We start from the raw sequence: 16,785 nt of genomic DNA, 5'->3' as shown, positions 1-16,785 counted from the left end.
CTCCTATCCCTGTTACTTCCTAATTCCTTTTTAGTGGGGGAGTGTGAACAGTTACAAAAATTAACCTAAAAAAACAAAAAAATATTATATAATTATGGCTGCTAAATTTACACTTAAAAATCCCATATTCTGACAGTTAATTAAGGGTAAAAATAAGAGCGAAAAAATTATCAAGTTAATCAAAGAATAATTCATGTATTGAGAGGGTAACTTTGGGTAGTCTTAAAAAAGAGACATGAAAAATTCTCAAAACCATTAGATGATGCTGATTTTCAACAGGAGTGCATATTATGAGTCAAAATTTTAGCGATTATCATTCATCGGTGAACAAAAAAATTAAGACAGAACAAATAGAACAAATAATCAAAGCAATTATGGCGGGCAAATATTCTTGGGCTTGTGTTCTAGTTTTACAATTTGCTGGTTATAATCCTATGGACTATATACCCTATCGTACTTATATCAGATTACTTAAAACTAACTGCTTACTTGGCAATTCTCAGCAAAATTAAACACCTGTGAGAAAAGTTAACAGATTTGATTGAAAATTAAGGTAGTTGCGTTTTTAAATCTGACTTTGGGGAAATTTTTTCTGAAAAATAAAAAGGTAAGGTGAAAATTCATCAAAAAAATATGATTATTATGCAGAATTTATGAGCTACCTAACCACCATTTATAATCATCAAATGCAAACAATTATTAAAGAAATTGTGTGGCAGAAAAAACTAGAAGTTGCACAAATGCAACAAGATATGTCCTGGGCTTCTTTGCAACGTCAATTAAGTGCTGCTCCTACTGTGCGGGACTTTTTTACGGCTTTGCAGTTAAGTATTTATAAACCTAGTTTAATTGCAGAAGTGAAAAAAGCATCACTTTATCATACTGTAATTAGACCAGATTTTGACCCGGTTACTATTGCTCAAGCCTATAAAAGAGGAGGAGCGTCTTGTGTATCTGTTGTCACTGACCAAAAGTTTTTTCATGGTGGTTTTGATCATTTACGTGCTATCAGATATCGGGTAGGAATACCGCTAATTTGCAAAGATTTTATCATTAATCCTTGCCAAATTTATTTAGCCCGTTCCGCTGGTGCAGATGCAATATTATTAATTGCGGCTATTCTTACAGATAAGCAACTACAAAACTTTTTACGAGTGATTCATTACTTAGGTATGAATGCTGTGATTCAAGTTCATAACTTAAATGATTTGGATAGAGTTTTGGCGTTAGAAGATGTGAGAATAGTTTCTATTAATAACCAGAGTTTAAGTGATTTTAGCATTAATATTAACACGACTCAGGAATTATTAGCAGCTAGGCGATCGCAACTTCAAAAGCTGGGAATTTTAGTTATGAGTGAATCAGGGATAGAAACCCCCGATGATTTATCATTTGTGGCTGAATTTGGTGTACAAACAGTGATCATCGGAGAATCTTTGCTCAAAGAAAATGATTTGGAAGTAGCTGTCAGAAATTTACTACAATCCAAATTTCCCATTCATTATGCAGAGGGATTAAAGATTGGGTAGTAATTGATAATTACCAATTGATTATAGTAAGGGTTTCCACCAATCACTATTACCGAGATACCATTCTACAGTTAAACGTAAACCTTCAGTGATTGTTACAGATGGAGTCCAACCAAATTCTGTTTTTAGCTTGTTGGCATTAATTGCATATCTTCGATCATGTCCAGGTCTATCTTTCACAAAAGTAATTAATTTTTCCGCTGGATATACTGGTAAATCTGGGGCTAATTCGTTCATGATTGCACATAAATTTTGTACCAGACTGATATTTTCAACTTCGTTATTGCCACCAATGTTGTAATTTTCTCCGGGTTTTCCTTGATGGATGACCACATCTAACGCCCGACAGTGATCAACTACATATAACCAATCGCGGACATTTTTACCATCACCATAAACAGGTAATTCTTTACCAGTTAAAATGTTAATACACATCAGAGGAATTAACTTTTCAGGAAATTGAAAAGCACCATAATTATTAGAGCAATTAGTGATAATTGTCGGTAATTTATAAGTATGATAATAAGCCCGAACTAGATGATCACTTCCAGCTTTTGAGGCTGAATAAGGACTATTGGGACTATAGGCTGTAGTTTCTGAGAATGCGGGTTCATCTGGGGTGAGACTACCATAAACTTCATCGGTAGAAACGTGAAGAAATAGGTAATTACTAGGTTGGCTTTTTGCGTTCCAATATTGACGAAAAGCTTCTAATAAAGTAAAAGTTCCCACGACGTTAGTTTGGACAAATGCAGCAGGTCCGGTGATGGAACGATCAACGTGAGATTCGGCAGCAAAATGGGCTATAGTATCTATATTTTCTTCTAAAAGTAAATTATCAACTAAAGAGCGATCGCAAATATCCCCCTGCACAAATCGGAAATTCTCTTTGGCTTCAACAGAGGCTAAATTATGGCGATTTCCAGCGTAGGTAAGAGCATCCAAGACCACGATTCTATCATTTGGATAAGCTTGACACCAATGATGGACGAAATTCGCCCCAATAAACCCAGCACCCCCAGTCACCAATAATCGTCTATCCATGAGATTCCCTAATTACGCTGTAAATATTTCTTCTTGATTTTAGCAAAGATTCTCTGTGTAAACAATTGTGCTAACCGGATTTTTGTAAAATCGGGAATTTTAGTTGAATAGTTATGTTTATGATCAAAGAAGTTATTGATTTCTGCTAAAATTATTCCTAAACGGTGAATGATATGCTCTGTTCTGTATTCTGCTAACACCGTTTCTGATAAAGTCAATGTTGATGATGCTTCTAAAATTTGCAAAATCTTGGCAATGTCATATTCTAAAGCATAACCAGCGATTTTATAGGAATTAAATCCCGGATCTAAATAATCCGATAATCCCCCATTGACACTAGAAAAGACTTGACAACCACAAGCTAATGCTTCCATTGGTTGTAAGCCAAATCCTTCGCTAACTCCTTGTAATTTCCAATATTCTGCCGAATCATAAAGATAAACTTTAGTCCGATTAAATAAAGCTGGTAAATTTTCTACATAACTATCAATAACCAACACTTTACATTTTTTTTCTAAAGCTGGAATTAAGGTTTTAATTAAATATGCTGAAGATTTCCGGGTTTGCACTAAAACATCAATATCTCGATGTTGATGTAAATTAGTAAAGTCATCACTAATTTGATTGGGTAAATAATAAATGAGAGAGTTTGGGGCTTGTTGTCCCCAATAACCTAAAGTATTTCTGCTAACTGTAATTATGGGAATACTCGCTGGTAATTTAATTTTATAACCTGCACTGTGAGCGTGATAAATTACATGATATTTTTGCAATTTAGCCGCTAGTTTACCAACATTGAATCCCCAGCTAATTACAAAAATTATGTTATTTACATCTAAGTTATTTGCTTTTAATAAATCATCTAAAAATAATTTATCTGATTCTCTCTGACGATAGGTAACTACTTCAGCATCACAAATCTGTTGAGCTAAAGCAACTGTCTTTAATTCTGCCCAAAGACCACCACAAGCAAATTTACCATTTGTTCCGGGAACTAAAAAATACAGTTTTCTCATAGTCCTAAATATCTAATTTTGAAGTTTATAAATAAGGGTGTGGGTGCTGAATAAATAAGGATGCAGTTGGTAAATAAATTAGGGCGCAGACGGTGAATAAATTAGGGTGTGGGTGGTGAATAAATTAGGGTGTGGGTGGTGAATAAATTAGGGTGTGGGTGGTGAATAAATTAGGGTGTGGGTGGTGAATAAATTAGGGTGTGGGTGGTGAATAAATTAGGGTGTGGGTGGTGAATAAATAAGGGTGCAGACGGTGAATAAATTAGGGCGCAGGCCCTGCGCCCCTACTTTCCCAATATACTTTGACGAAATGACTTTCTTTGCCCCAAAAATCACGGGCAATGGTAATATTTTCAATAGCTAAATTAAAGGGGATAGAGGTGGTAAGATAACGCTGGGTGAGCATTCCTAAATCTGGTGCAATTTCCGCTGCGGCTGTTGCGGCTAAACCAAAACCGATTAGTTGTTCAATTGGTCGAAATGGGAGTAAAAAAGGAATTGTTACTGCTAGTCCTGCTGTTAATAACATGGCTACAGATACATTTGTGCCACAGCGGGGATGTACAGCTAAATCCCATTCTCCAGTGGTTAAACGATGTTTAGCTAATGTTACCGCGCGACGTAAATCATGAATATTCACATCACCATAGAGAAAAAATCCCTGTTCGGTAGACAAACCACCTAATAATTCATCATCTAATTGCATATTGGTGGTTGTTCCTGGTGATAAAGAGGAATGTTTATTTTCCCCTAGTAACCAGACAGTGGCGTGTTCCAGGGCGTGAACTTGACGTAACATGAGAATTTCTTTCAACCCAGGGATAAAAGATAACTGTTGAAGTAAATCAGCATCTTGATGGGGGTGAGGTGCAAGAAAATCAAAGTTAAAGGAAGACGATTCGCTCGAATAAGAAGTATTCATCTTTTTTCTGTTGAGAATTAATTTTCCTTGGTGATATTTTTTGACGATCGCAATAACTGAAAATTTCTGATTTTCCCAATAACCTCACCCCAATTCCCGATTACTATTGAACGCTGATTAATTCTACGTCAAAAATTAAAGTAGAGTTGGGAGGAATAACGCCACCAGCACCACGCGCACCATAACCTAATTCTGGGGGAATAGTTAGTTTACGTTGGCCACCTACTTTCATGGTGATTACTCCCTCGTCCCAACCTTTAATTACTTGTCCTGTGCCAATTTTAAACTTGAAGGTTTGATTGCGATCGCGCGAACTATCAAATTTAGTCCCATCTGTTAATGTCCCAGTGTAGTGAACTTCAACGGTTTGTCCAGTTTGGGGAGTTGCGCCGTCTCCTTCCTCTAGCTCAATATATTTTAATCCAGAGGCGGTAGTAACAGTATTTGCTTCAGACATAGTATTGCTCTTTATTGGCGTATTTTTTTCTTGAGTGACAGTGGTGGTGGGTTGTGTTTGGGGCGAATTACCGATCGCAGCATCTTTTTGACCGCTCATTTGGGTAAATACTAAAACGCCAACACATACCAGCATTAACGCCACGCTGAGGAAAATTCCTTTCAAAATCAACCCTCTCTCTTTTAATTACTGGTGATCAGATGACTGACAGAACACAAATTAGTTTAAATCAGAAATGACCTTTTAGCGCCATAGCTTATTTTCTAAATCCCGAACTTGACGCTCTAAACGGTCTATTCTGCCCCGTAATTCATCTACTTCTGACTGACGCGCAACTCCCAAATCCTGCATCATGTTTCGCATTTGTCGCTGCATTTGCTCGTCCCAGTTGCCTTGTTCTGACTGTAACTGATGTACAAGATCATCCATGACTGCCTTTGCTTGCTCAGGATTGAGTTTACCGTCTTTTACCAGTTCATCACTCACTTCTTTGAGTTTGTCTGCAACTAAAGAAGTTGTGCCAATACCCAACATCATTAGCTGTTGCAACCAATTGTTACTATCCATACTCCCTTCCTCTGACTTGTTGCTAACTAAAAGCTTTGTAATTCTAGCCTACACATTTATTTTGTCAGTTGTCAGTTGTCAGTTGTCAGTTGTTCGTTGTCAGTTGTCATCAGTAAAATTCTTCTCCCCTACTCCCCCAACCTCCCCAACCTCCCCAACTCCCCCCTCTGCCTCTTTACCCCTCTATCCATCCGTGCATGGGTGCGATCGCTTTCGTGACTGACTCAATTATCTCTGGAGGTGCTTCTGAAAGCATGACACTGGGATAAACAGCAGTTCCCCATTGAGGATGGACAAGGACATGGCATTTATTTTGAATGGCGGGATACTTAAGTAAGGCTTGTGCTACTGCTGTATCATCATGGGGAACTAGGCCAGAATGAGATAGTAATGGATAACCTGTACGGGGATCTATGAGGTCTGTTAAATATCCGCGATCGCGCAAATTAAATGCCACATCGCAACCAAAACGCATAAATTTTTCCCGCAGTTTCTCTTTTTCTTGTTCTGTTTCTATAGTCATTTCCTCTAAAGGATATTTTGATTGCTGCAAGACAACCACCACCCACAAAAACTGTTGCTGTTTCCAATCGGGTAATATCTGTTCGCAGTTGGCACAGATATATGGACTGGGAGTATGAATAGAAATCTCTACAGCTTGTCCTGTTTTGCCAACTAAATGAATCGGACAGCTAGGCTCAGAAATACAAACTTGGGGATAATACACCACATTAATTTGGTTTATGAAAGTTTTTATTTTATCTTTGTTAAAAATAATAACTCTTAAATCTGCAAATAAATCATCAAATTTTGCAAATAGTCAGGTAATGACAATTATTCACTGAAATATATTTTTTGTTAAAATCGCACATCTATCAGAATTTCCTGCCATTCTGAACTATTGTGGGGATTTTCCTCATCATCCTGCCAGTTTTGAGGATTATTCCTGATATATTCTTTAATATTAATTAAATGTGTTTCGTCCCTAATTATAGATTCATAATAATTACGTTGCCAAAAAGGCAGATCAGAATTATACCGAATTAAATTAACTCTGCGAGTTACAGAACATTTAAACCCATTAATCAATGAACCAAGAGAGCGAGACTGTAGGGGCTTACGGTGTAAGCCCTCTTGATTTAATCCCTCAATGCGATCGCCATTTCCCTGATCTTGATCCTGAATCCAAACAATTCCATGTAAATGATTAGGCATTAAAACCCATTCATCCAATTCAATCTCTTGGCGAATTTCCGATGATTTTAACCATTCTTGAACAACTATTTGACCAATTAGATTTAGTTGCATTTCCCCCCGTTTAACATCACCAAACCAACATTGTTTTTTATAAGTACATATTGTGACAAAATAAGCGCCAGCTTGACCATAATCGTAATGAGGAAGCCGAATTGAACGCCGGTGATGCTTTTCGGTATCGAACTTCATACCAAATCAATAATTGTTAATTTCGTAGGGGCTTACGGCGTAAGCCCTCTTAATTGAAGATTATATACATATATCGGAAGGGCGGAATATGGAAGGGCGCAGGCCCTGCGCCCCTACGGATACGGGTATTATGGTTTAACCGCTGGTTAGTTGTTTGATATGAGCCGGAAATCTGCCATTTTGTAGTGCTTGGACTGCTGTTCCCGAATCTTGTACCCAAAACTGTCTTCCAAAGCGGACAATTTCTCGGTGATCTCCAGCTTGAACAACACCAATGACAGGTATTCTGGATTTATCTTTATCCCCTGCTTGTGCTTTGAGAATTGTATTCAAACGATGTTGTTCTTCAATTGTTCCTGCTTGTTGTGGACTCAATTCCACTAAAATCATTTTTACAGTTTCGACAGTTTCCGCGTCTTCAAGAATAAATTGCACTTGATCATCACGGCGATCTATCTTACCCCAAATAATCAATCTGGCATCAACTTCGAGTAGAGAACTAATGCGTTCATAGGTTTTAGGAAAAACAACAGCTTCCGAAGCAGCAGATAAATCTTCAACTTGCAGAATTGCCATAGAATCACCTTTTTTGGTGACAACCTTTTTAACATTATTCAACATTACTACTGCACAAAGAATAGAATCATCTTTTTGTTCCCCCAATTGTGCTAAGTTAATAGGTGCAAGGACTGAGGATGATTGTCTGATAGATTTAAGAGGATGATCTGAAAGATAAAATCCTAATAATTCTTTTTCCATTCTCAATTTTTCTTGAGGTGGTAAATCATTGACAGGAGGAGCTTTTGGTGCAGATTCATAGGCATTTTTTTGAGGTTGATGATTATTCCCTGCTAATCCCCCTCCTAATAAATCAAATATATTGCCCTGTCCACTAGCTTTGTCTCTAGCGCGGGATTGCGCCCACTCATAAACTAATTCTAAATCATGAATTAATTGGTTGCGATTAGCTTGAATTTTGTCAAAAGCACCGCAGTTAATGAGTGATTCTAAAGTGCGGCGGTTCATGGCCCGTAAGTCCACGCGATCGCAAAAATCCGCCAAAGATTTAAATGGGACTAATTCTCCTGATTCTTCTCTGGCTTCTAAAATTGAGGCGATCGCATTTTGTCCCACATTTCGCACCGCCGAAAATCCAAATAAAATCTTCCCATCCACCGGCGTAAAATCTAAACCAGAGCGATTCACATCCGGTGCATCAATCACAATCCCCATATTAGAGCAATTATCAAGATACTTCCGCACCTTGTCTGTATCCCCACTATTAGCGGTTAACAACGCCGCCATATATTCCAGTGGGTAATTTGCTTTTAAATATGATGTTTGATAAGTTACATAAGCGTAAGCTGTAGAGTGAGATTTATTAAAACAATTGGAAGCGATAAAACCATTTTTAATCACAAAATTATGGTCATTTTCCACACCAATATCATAAACATTGGCTTGACCTACATAAGTACGAGAAATTATTTTAACCATATTACTTAGCTTTGCAAAATTTGTTTATTTACATCTTAATAGCCATTATCAGCCACACAAATACCCTTACATTTAATACCATTTGTAGCAGTGCGTAAACAATGGGGACAGAGAACCTCTTCCTTCTCTGTTTCTTGATTTATCTCTATATTAGTGCTTAACTGGAGTTTATCTTTTTCGGTCTGGAGTTTGTCATTCATAAGCATGGGGGAATTTTTCGCTGTTTAAATTTTACAACTTATTTATGAGTAATTATTGCTGAGGTACAATCTAATATAGCCAAGTTACACCTTTATTAAGGATCTCACTATAAAGCTAGAACTAAACGAAGACCTTCATCAATAAGCAACATTACGCTATTATCTATTTGTCCTACCTGCTCTATCAGAAACGACTTATCCACAGTAATGACTTGGGAAACATTCACAACAGAATCTTGGGATAAACCAGTTTCATCTGTTGTTACTAAAATGTTTCCTGGAGCTTCGGCTAATCGAAGATTAGTTGTGAGAACGGCAGCAATCACAGTTCTAATTCGACTCCGATTAAACTCATCTGATTGAATGATCAAAACAGGTCTACGATATCCTGGTTCAGAAGCAACAGGTATGGGCAGTTCAGCCCACCAAATTTCACCTCGCTGCATCACCAATTTTCCTTTGATATCGTATGGGCTTGTAGACTTACAAATAATGGATCAATACTGCTATCTTCATCAGCATATACAGCATCTAACTGTTGAGTAATTTGATCCGGTTTATGCGATTGTAGGTATTCTTGAAGTGCCACAGCATAAAGCTGACTACGGGATAAGCCTTTATGTTTTGCAAACTGTTCAGCAGCTTCAAAAAGAGGGTCAGGAATGGAAATTGCTGTTTTCATAGCTTGGTATAACTCAAGTTATACCTTCATGTTACCAATTTTTTGTAATTATGGCAATAATCGGTTTACCACTGTAGGTTGGGTTGAATAAAATGAAACCCAACAAATAAATATCAATAACAGCAATATTGATGTTGGGTTGCGTTCCTTAACCCAACCTACGAGATCAGCGATCGCACTGTAGGTTGGGTTGAATAAAATGAAACCCAACAAATAAAATATCACTAATAGCAATATTGATGTTGCGTTCCTTAACCCAACCTACGAGATCGGATATCTGCTTGCAGCAGTGCTTCGCTATCGCACTATATTTTTAAAGTTGAAGAAGGTAAAGGTTTTGCTAGATTTCTAATACGCTCATAAATCTTTTCATATTTTTTAAATATTTCTCTATCCGAAACAATTTCAATGCTCTTAAGTTTACGATTTTCATGTAAATGAAAGAGAGCTAAACGCATATCATCAATGAGTATGAACCCAAAATTAAGCGGGTTTTCACAAATTGGAGGAGTTGAGTCATACAGTTTCTTTATTTCAAGATATGAAACACTTATTCCATACTTTTGATGATATTCAATGATCTCACTTAACTTTTGTAATTCGCTCAAATCATCAATTACAAATATACGATTTACATCAGCATATTCAGTATCAATTTTACTTTTTAGTGGAGAAAGGAGTCTTCTAGTATGTTCTTGTGTCCATTCATCTGGATTTATATAGCTAAAAGCATAAAACTTTTTATCTAAGTCATACATCAATTTTTTCCAAATAATGTATAGCTGTTCAGCAGGAAAGGTTAGTGAGCCATAATGTACAAGATTAATCAATTTACAAGCGGATTCAATCTCATTTGAAAGACGATCAAGTCTCTCACTTAATTTTAATATTTCCTCACTTAATTTAAGTTGATGAGCATCCCTTTTACTAATTTCCTCACTTAATTTAAGTTGATTAGCAGCCTCTTTACTGTTTATAACAAGCCATATAACAACTGTTGAAACCGTCAAGGAAGTGAAAAATACTGCAAATGTAAGTAATTGAACACTTGGATTGTTTGAACTTATTCCGACTAAAACCGATCCAGTTGCAAAAACTAAAAGGATTCCAAATATAAACAAATATTCTGGTTGAACTTTTAGCCCTTCAATAATTTTTAAATGTGCGCTGCTATTTTCTGACTTATTTGTATCTGTAGGCATTTCTCTAGATAAACTCCTAAATAGATATAATTTTCATGGTCATTGTAACCTTTTACTCATACTGATGTCTAGCATTTACTTTTATTCAAAAGGATTCAGGAGTTCAGACGCAAATTCCCCAATCCCCACACCTGTAAATGCTAAAATCAATGACTTGATTCCTTAAAGAGAACAATTATGGCATCCATCCGCGAGTTGCACGAACAGATAATCAATAAAGAACGTTCTGCCGTTGAAATTACCCAAGAAGCATTAAATCGGATTCAAGAGTTAGAACCCAAACTGCACAGTTTCCTCACTGTCACGACAGAACAAGCCTTAAAACAAGCTCAAGCTGTGGATGCAAAAGTCGCTGCGGGAGAAGAAATTGGCATCTTAGCGGGGATTCCCATCGGCATTAAAGACAATTTGTGTACCAAGGGGATAGTCACTACCTGCGCTTCCCGGATTTTGGAAAATTTCGTGCCACCTTACGAATCCACCGTTACCCAAAAACTAGCTGACGCTGGGGGAGTAATGGTAGGTAAAACCAACTTGGATGAGTTTGCGATGGGGAGTTCTACAGAAAACTCCGCTTACCAAGTTACTGCTAATCCTTGGGATTTATCCCGTGTTCCTGGTGGTTCTTCCGGTGGTTCAGCAGCAGCGGTAGCAGCCGATGAATGTGTGGTTTCCCTGGGTTCTGATACGGGGGGGTCAATTCGGCAACCTGCGTCCTTCTGCGGTGTGGTGGGGATGAAACCGACTTATGGATTAGTTTCCCGTTATGGTTTAGTGGCTTACGCTTCATCTCTCGACCAAATTGGACCATTTGGACGGAGTGTGGAAGATGCGGCTATATTGTTGAGTGCGATCGCCGGCTATGATCCACAAGACTCCACCAGTCTCAAAGTCAAAGTTCCTGACTATGCAGCTAGTTTAAAACCGGATCTCAAAGTTAGAAAAAAACTCAGAATTGGTATCATTACAGAAACCTTTGGTGAAGGGTTAGATCCAGAAGTAGAAGCCGCTGTCACCAAAGCAATTGATCAATTGCAAGAATTAGGTGCAGAAATTCATCCTATTTCCTGTCCCAGTTTCCGCTATGGTTTACCAACTTACTACATTATCGCCCCCTCGGAAGCATCAGCTAACTTGGCGCGTTACGATGGCGTTAAATATGGTTTGCGTTCTCCTGATGCAGACAATCTTTTATCCATGTATACCCGGACTCGTTCTCAAGGATTTGGGGCGGAAGTCAAACGCCGGATTATGATTGGTACTTATGCCCTTTCCGCTGGTTATTATGATGCTTACTATTTGAAAGCGCAAAAAGTCCGCACTCTGATTAAAAAAGATTTTGAAAAAGCTTTTGAAACAGTAGATGTTTTAATTTCTCCCACCGCACCGACTACCGCATTTCGAGCCGGAGAAAAAACAACTGATCCTTTGAGTATGTATTTAAATGATTTAATGACTATTCCTGCTAATTTAGCTGGTTTACCAGGAATCAGTTTACCTTGCGGTTTTGATAGTAAAGGTCTACCAATTGGACTACAAATAGTGGGGAAAGTGCTAGGAGAAGAACAACTTTTCCAAATAGCTTATGCCTATGAACAATCAACTAATTGGCATTTACAAAAACCCAAAATTGCTTAGTTTCTCACTCGCGGGGGTTTACGCCGTAAACCCCTACTAAGGAACGCAAATTTAATAACCTGCAATTCTGATTTAACGTGGAATGGTGCGTTACGCTGTCGCTAACACACCCTACTTTTGCACTTTATTTAATTCACATTCCTAACTATTCAACAAAGAACTTTTCCAGACAGCGGACAAACATTTCTACACCCATTGGTAAAGCTGTTTCATCAAAATCAAATTGGGGATGATGATGGGGGTAATCTAATTTTTTCTCTGGATTTGCAGAACCAAGAAAAAAGTAACAACCGGGAACTTCTTGCAGAAAAAATGACATATCTTCTCCACCCATTGTTTGACATTCGGGAACGATACCAATGGGGGTTTCTATCACTTCTTCTGCTACTGAACGCACCAAAGCAGCAATTTCTAGATCATTGATAACTGGTGGATAAAGATGAATATAATCTAATTCATAACTTGCACCGTGACTTTGGCAAATTCCCGCGATAATTTGTTGAATGCGTTCTTTAAAAAAACCTGCTAAATCAGGATTAAAATATCTCACTGTTCCCCCCATTCTCGCGGTATCAGCAATCACATTAACTGCTGTGCCAGCGTGTAATTCTCCCACTGTGACTACAGCGGAATCAATGGGGTTCACATTACGGGAAACAATTGTTTGTAAAGCATTGACTATTTGCGCTGCTACCACGACAGAATCCACTGTTTGATGAGGAATTGCCCCATGTCCACCTTTACCAAAAATTGTGCAACGGAACAATTCAACAGCAGCCATTAATGCCCCAGCCCGGACTCCTACAGTTCCCAATGGCAGATTATTCCATAGGTGTAAACCGATAATGGCATCAACATCAGGGTTTTTAAGTACACCTGCTGCAATCATCGGTTTTGCTCCACCGGGACCTTCTTCTGCGGGTTGGAAGATAATTTTGAAAGTGCCGCTAAAGTCTTGTCGGTGTTGATTGAGGTAATAGGCTGTACCGAGAGCGATCGCTGTATGTCCATCATGTCCACAAGCGTGCATCACACCATCATGTTGAGAACAATAGGGAACTTCGTTGAGTTCTTGAATAGGTAAAGCGTCCATATCCGCCCGAATTGCTAATACTTTACCATTGCCAGGTTTTTCACCTTTAATAATAGCGACAATTCCTGTTTCAGCAATTCCAGTTTGATGGACAATTCCCCAATTTTGCAATTTTTTGGCAATAAATTCGGCGGTAATTTTTTCCTGAAAACCTAATTCTGGCTTTTGGTGAATCTGTCTTCTCCACTCCACTAATTGCGGTTGTAAAGCCCGAATTTCTAACCGGACATTTTTGAGATTGATTGTTGAAGCCAGAGGAAATGTAGAAACCATATTTATTAATTAGGGTTTGTTGAAAAAGTCTTTTGGTTAGGGCTAGGAGTCAGGAGTCAGGAGTCAGGAGGAAGAATTAGAAGAAGAAAAGAATAATCTTGAATCTGGTCAAGTGATAGGTTTTTCCTAATTTCAACCCTTATTCCTTGCACCTGATTCACCTTTTTTACCTTCAAACTCTTGATATATCTAAGTTTTAGCTTTATTAAGCAAACCCTAATTAAAAATAAAAAACTCTTCCCCATTACCAATCACCTATTACCAATCACCAATTACCTACAATATATTTCCCAATCCAAAGCCGCAGCCACTTCGGCAAGTTTTTCCAAATCTCTAGGATTTTCTAGATAGGGAACACAACCTAAAACGGGAATATTTGTGAATGATTGAATTAAATCTGGTGGCGTTAAATCAGCAATTTCTGACTCAGTGCGAGGTTGGGTACAATTGAGAATAATCCCCCGCAGATTGATTTTAGTTTGCCTAGCTAATGCTACATTAGCCACAGCTTGAGCGATCGCTCCCAATCTGACCGGCACAACCAAAATCGTTTTCAATCGCCATTCCCCCGCCAAATCAGCCACAGTCAACTCATTGGTAACTGGTGAACCTAAACCCCCCAAAGATTCCACCAATACAAAATCACGCTGTTTTTGTAAAGATAACAAAGTTCGCCAAGCGATCGCTAAATCAACTTGACGATTTTCCTTCGCAGCCGCAATCGGAGGTGCTAAAGGCGCTTCAAAATACAAGGGTGTAATTTCCTCCGCTGACTGTTCCAAATTAAACAGACTTTGGTACAGTTCCCTATCTCCCACCCCCGATTGAATTGGCTTCATAATCCCCAAACGACGCTGAGGATAATATTTTTGCCAATAAGCCGCTAAAGCTGCTGTCACCACAGTTTTACCAGCATCCGTATCAGTTCCCGTAATCAGTAAAGTATTCAACAATGTTTTCCGTTAAAAATGACAACTTAATTTGCTTCTTTTCCTAATTTAGCCCTAATTAGTCCCATTAAACTCTGGTGTTGGCGTTTCCGTTGGAGTTGGTGTTTCCGTTGGAGTTGGTGTTTCCGTTGGAGTTGGTGTTTCCGTTGGAGTTGGTGTTTCCGTTGGAGTTGGTGTTTCCGTTGGAGTTGGTGTTTCCGTTGGAGTTGGTGTTTCCGTTGGAGTTGGCGTTTCCGTTGGAGTTGGTGTTTCCGTTGGAGTTGGTGTTTCCGTTGGAGTTGGTGTTTCCGTTGGAGTTGGTGTTTCCGTTGGAGTTGGTGTTTCCGTTGGAGTTGGTGTTTCCGTTGGAGTTGGTGTTTCCGTTGGAGTTGGCGTTTCCGTTGGAGTTGGTGTTTCCGTCGGTGTTGGGGTTTCCGTTGGGGTTAGCGTTTCTAAAGCCACATTCAAACTATAATTAACCTCTGCCACACCCTCGGACAAACCTAACTGAATAATATATTTGCCATCATTCGCTAATATTCCCTCATAAGATGTAGATTGTTGATCTTGAGTATTCACGACTTCACCATCAGCAGTTAAAATCGTCAGAATAACACCACTGTTCTCATTGACAGATACAACTAACTTTTCCCCACCCTTACCTTGCAAACTATATTGAATTAATTCATTTTCCCGTAGTGTTCCCTCAACTTTTGCCATATTCGACCTGTCTAATTTCAGCCGTTGGCGATTAATCACAGGTTTGCTACTAGTTGGTGTTGGAGTTGGTGTTAATGTCATCCCACTAGGAATAACTGGAGAAGGAAAAGATTGTGGAGTTGTAGTCGTTTCTCCCGATGGACGCGGCTTGCCTTTCAGTGAATTTACTAGACTCCAAGAACCAAAACCTGCTAAAATAATCACAATACAGCCAATACTTCCCAACGCCCAACCATTATCCAAAATAGAGCTACTTTGCCCAGAATCTCCTGAAGGTTGGGGCTTTTCCGATGCTTTTGGTATAGGTTCAGGACGATGACCAATAGCAATAGTTTGTAAAGAAGATAAATTAACCGCAGGTTGACTACCATAGCCTGTGTTTAGCAGCGCTTGAGTCACATCAGCCGCACTTTGATAGCGTTCCCCCGGTAGATAACTCAACATTCGCTGTAAAACCTGAGCAAATGCTGGTGTCACCGTAGCCCATTGTTGCCAATTCCAGGTTAGTTGCTGTTCATCAAATAAATCTGCCGGTTCTTTCCCAGTCAATAAAACTATAGCAGTCACAGCTAAAGCATACAAATCACTATTGGGATATGCCCTGCCAGTCTGCATTTGTTCACTAGGCGCATAACCCAACTTGCCCACACTTGTTAGTGATGTAGCACCTGATGATTGTAATTTTGTAGCTAACTCCTTCACCACTCCAAAATCAATTAACACAGGCAAAAAATCATTTTCCCGTAAAATTATATTTTCTGGAGATATGTCTCGATGAATAATTCCCTGCCCGTGAATATAACTAAGAACAGGTAATAAAGTTCTCAATAAATGCAGTACATCCGCTTCAGTAAAGGTTGTTCCCAGTTCTTGACGTTCCTTGAGGAGATTGCGGTAAGTCTTACCAGCCACAAAATCCTGTACCAAAAATAACTTTTCGTTTTGGGCAAATTTTTCTCGAAATTTAGGAATTTGTGGATGTTCAATTTGATACAAGATGGCAGCTTCTCGTTCAAATAACTCCTGTGCTTTTTGCCCATGAGATGTTTCTGTGATTGGGGCAATTAATTCTTTCAGAACACAAAGCTCATTAAAGCGTCTTTGATCTTCTGCTAGATAGGTTCTCCCAAATCCCCCCTGTCCAATAATGTGAATTATGTGGTAACGATTTTGTAGGATAGTACCAACTGTAATCGGTGATTGCATGATCTATTAATTGAATATAATAGCAACTGAGCTAGAACTTAGTCAAAGCATCATCCATCCACAATGTGACACAAGATGTCTCAATTGTAGCTTCCGTAATTTTTCTTAGTCCTCCCGCCTACAAGGAAGTGTATACTAGAAATAAGTCTTGCATTATTCTATTCTTACATTCTGCCTTGAGTCAGGATGTGTCCAATATGGTAGCAGGTATAATCCAGAATAGATAAACCAAGCGGTTTGGTTCACGGCAAATTTTTTCCAGGTCTTGGGATTTATTAAAATAAATATTTAATCTTCAGTTAATTGGGTTATTAATTGGTAACAAGTATCATAAAATAATTGTTTGCACGTTTGGTGCTATTTA

Annotated in this window: 18 protein-coding genes; 3 read left to right on the top strand and 15 right to left on the bottom strand. The window is 38.5% G+C overall.

From position 1 onward, the window contains the following. Positions 1-290 precede the first annotated feature (290 nt). Both FJR05_RS07575 and FJR05_RS07570 read left to right on the top strand, forming a co-directional pair. Positions 291-512: a HetP family heterocyst commitment protein gene (locus FJR05_RS07575; RefSeq protein ID WP_168643559.1), complete on the top strand. Its 222-nt coding sequence runs from the start codon at positions 291-293 to the stop codon at positions 510-512. A gap of 141 nt (positions 513-653) precedes the next feature. Beyond that, on the top strand, positions 654-1,529 hold the full coding sequence (locus tag FJR05_RS07570; protein ID WP_168643558.1) for an indole-3-glycerol phosphate synthase TrpC: 876 nt from the start codon (positions 654-656) through the stop codon (positions 1,527-1,529). Positions 1,530-1,550: 21 nt separating this feature from the next. Here FJR05_RS07570 and rfbB read toward each other — a convergent pair whose 3' ends face one another. From rfbB to FJR05_RS07510, 12 genes are all read right to left on the bottom strand, one after another. Continuing rightward, complete coding sequence (rfbB, locus tag FJR05_RS07565) at positions 1,551-2,573, bottom strand: dTDP-glucose 4,6-dehydratase (RefSeq protein ID WP_168643557.1); 1,023 nt, start codon at positions 2,571-2,573, stop codon at positions 1,551-1,553. An 8-nt stretch (positions 2,574-2,581) separates the two neighbouring features. Then, positions 2,582-3,589 carry a glycosyltransferase gene (locus tag FJR05_RS07560; RefSeq protein ID WP_168643556.1) on the bottom strand — a complete coding sequence of 336 codons (1,008 nt, stop codon included), beginning with the start codon at positions 3,587-3,589 and terminating at the stop codon, positions 2,582-2,584. A 262-nt stretch (positions 3,590-3,851) separates the two neighbouring features. Beyond that, the gene (locus FJR05_RS07555) at positions 3,852-4,511 is read right to left on the bottom strand and encodes a DUF6391 domain-containing protein (RefSeq protein ID WP_168643555.1); all 660 of its coding nucleotides are present in this window, start codon (positions 4,509-4,511) and stop codon (positions 3,852-3,854) included. A gap of 103 nt (positions 4,512-4,614) precedes the next feature. After that, a complete protein-coding gene (locus FJR05_RS07550; protein ID WP_168643554.1) occupies positions 4,615-5,133 on the bottom strand; it encodes an FKBP-type peptidyl-prolyl cis-trans isomerase in 519 nt (172 codons plus the stop codon). 78 nt (positions 5,134-5,211) lie between these two features. Next, entirely contained in the window at positions 5,212-5,535 is a 324-nt protein-coding gene (locus FJR05_RS07545; protein ID WP_027403831.1) for a phasin family protein, read from the bottom strand. Between the two features lie 175 nt (positions 5,536-5,710). Then, entirely contained in the window at positions 5,711-6,265 is a 555-nt protein-coding gene (locus FJR05_RS07540; protein WP_168643553.1) for a methylmalonic aciduria and homocystinuria type D protein, read from the bottom strand. Between the two features lie 128 nt (positions 6,266-6,393). After that, positions 6,394-6,981, bottom strand: coding sequence for a transposase (locus FJR05_RS07535; protein ID WP_168643552.1), 588 nt, complete (start codon positions 6,979-6,981; stop codon positions 6,394-6,396). A gap of 135 nt (positions 6,982-7,116) precedes the next feature. After that, positions 7,117-8,478, bottom strand: a complete 1,362-nt coding sequence (locus FJR05_RS07530; protein ID WP_168643551.1) for an OB-fold nucleic acid binding domain-containing protein — start codon at positions 8,476-8,478, stop codon at positions 7,117-7,119. Positions 8,479-8,513: 35 nt separating this feature from the next. Continuing rightward, the gene (locus tag FJR05_RS07525) at positions 8,514-8,678 is read right to left on the bottom strand and encodes a hypothetical protein (RefSeq protein WP_168643550.1); all 165 of its coding nucleotides are present in this window, start codon (positions 8,676-8,678) and stop codon (positions 8,514-8,516) included. Positions 8,679-8,785: 107 nt separating this feature from the next. After that, on the bottom strand, positions 8,786-9,124 hold the full coding sequence (locus tag FJR05_RS07520) for a type II toxin-antitoxin system PemK/MazF family toxin (RefSeq protein ID WP_168643549.1): 339 nt from the start codon (positions 9,122-9,124) through the stop codon (positions 8,786-8,788). Next, the gene (locus tag FJR05_RS07515; protein WP_168643548.1) at positions 9,124-9,360 is read right to left on the bottom strand and encodes a ChpI protein; all 237 of its coding nucleotides are present in this window, start codon (positions 9,358-9,360) and stop codon (positions 9,124-9,126) included. The genes FJR05_RS07520 and FJR05_RS07515 overlap by 1 nt, the downstream gene beginning before the upstream one ends. Before the next feature lie 305 nt (positions 9,361-9,665). Continuing rightward, positions 9,666-10,562: a hypothetical protein gene (locus FJR05_RS07510; protein ID WP_168643547.1), complete on the bottom strand. Its 897-nt coding sequence runs from the start codon at positions 10,560-10,562 to the stop codon at positions 9,666-9,668. Positions 10,563-10,739: 177 nt separating this feature from the next. Between FJR05_RS07510 and gatA the strand changes: the two genes are divergently transcribed. After that, positions 10,740-12,200, top strand: coding sequence for an Asp-tRNA(Asn)/Glu-tRNA(Gln) amidotransferase subunit GatA (gene gatA, locus FJR05_RS07505; RefSeq protein ID WP_168643546.1), 1,461 nt, complete (start codon positions 10,740-10,742; stop codon positions 12,198-12,200). A 145-nt stretch (positions 12,201-12,345) separates the two neighbouring features. Here gatA and FJR05_RS07500 read toward each other — a convergent pair whose 3' ends face one another. The 3 genes from FJR05_RS07500 to FJR05_RS07490 form a co-directional block, all read right to left on the bottom strand. Then, complete coding sequence (locus tag FJR05_RS07500; protein ID WP_168643545.1) at positions 12,346-13,566, bottom strand: M20 family metallopeptidase; 1,221 nt, start codon at positions 13,564-13,566, stop codon at positions 12,346-12,348. Between the two features lie 272 nt (positions 13,567-13,838). Continuing rightward, positions 13,839-14,516, bottom strand: coding sequence for a dethiobiotin synthase (bioD, locus tag FJR05_RS07495; protein WP_168643544.1), 678 nt, complete (start codon positions 14,514-14,516; stop codon positions 13,839-13,841). Positions 14,517-14,570: 54 nt separating this feature from the next. Next, on the bottom strand, positions 14,571-16,421 hold the full coding sequence (locus tag FJR05_RS07490; RefSeq protein ID WP_168643543.1) for a serine/threonine-protein kinase: 1,851 nt from the start codon (positions 16,419-16,421) through the stop codon (positions 14,571-14,573). Positions 16,422-16,785: the final 364 nt, after the last annotated feature.

The organism is Dolichospermum sp. UHCC 0259, assembly GCF_009711935.1.
In the GTDB taxonomy this organism is placed as follows: domain Bacteria; phylum Cyanobacteriota; class Cyanobacteriia; order Cyanobacteriales; family Nostocaceae; genus Dolichospermum.
This window is presented reverse-complemented; position numbering and strand designations above follow the sequence as displayed.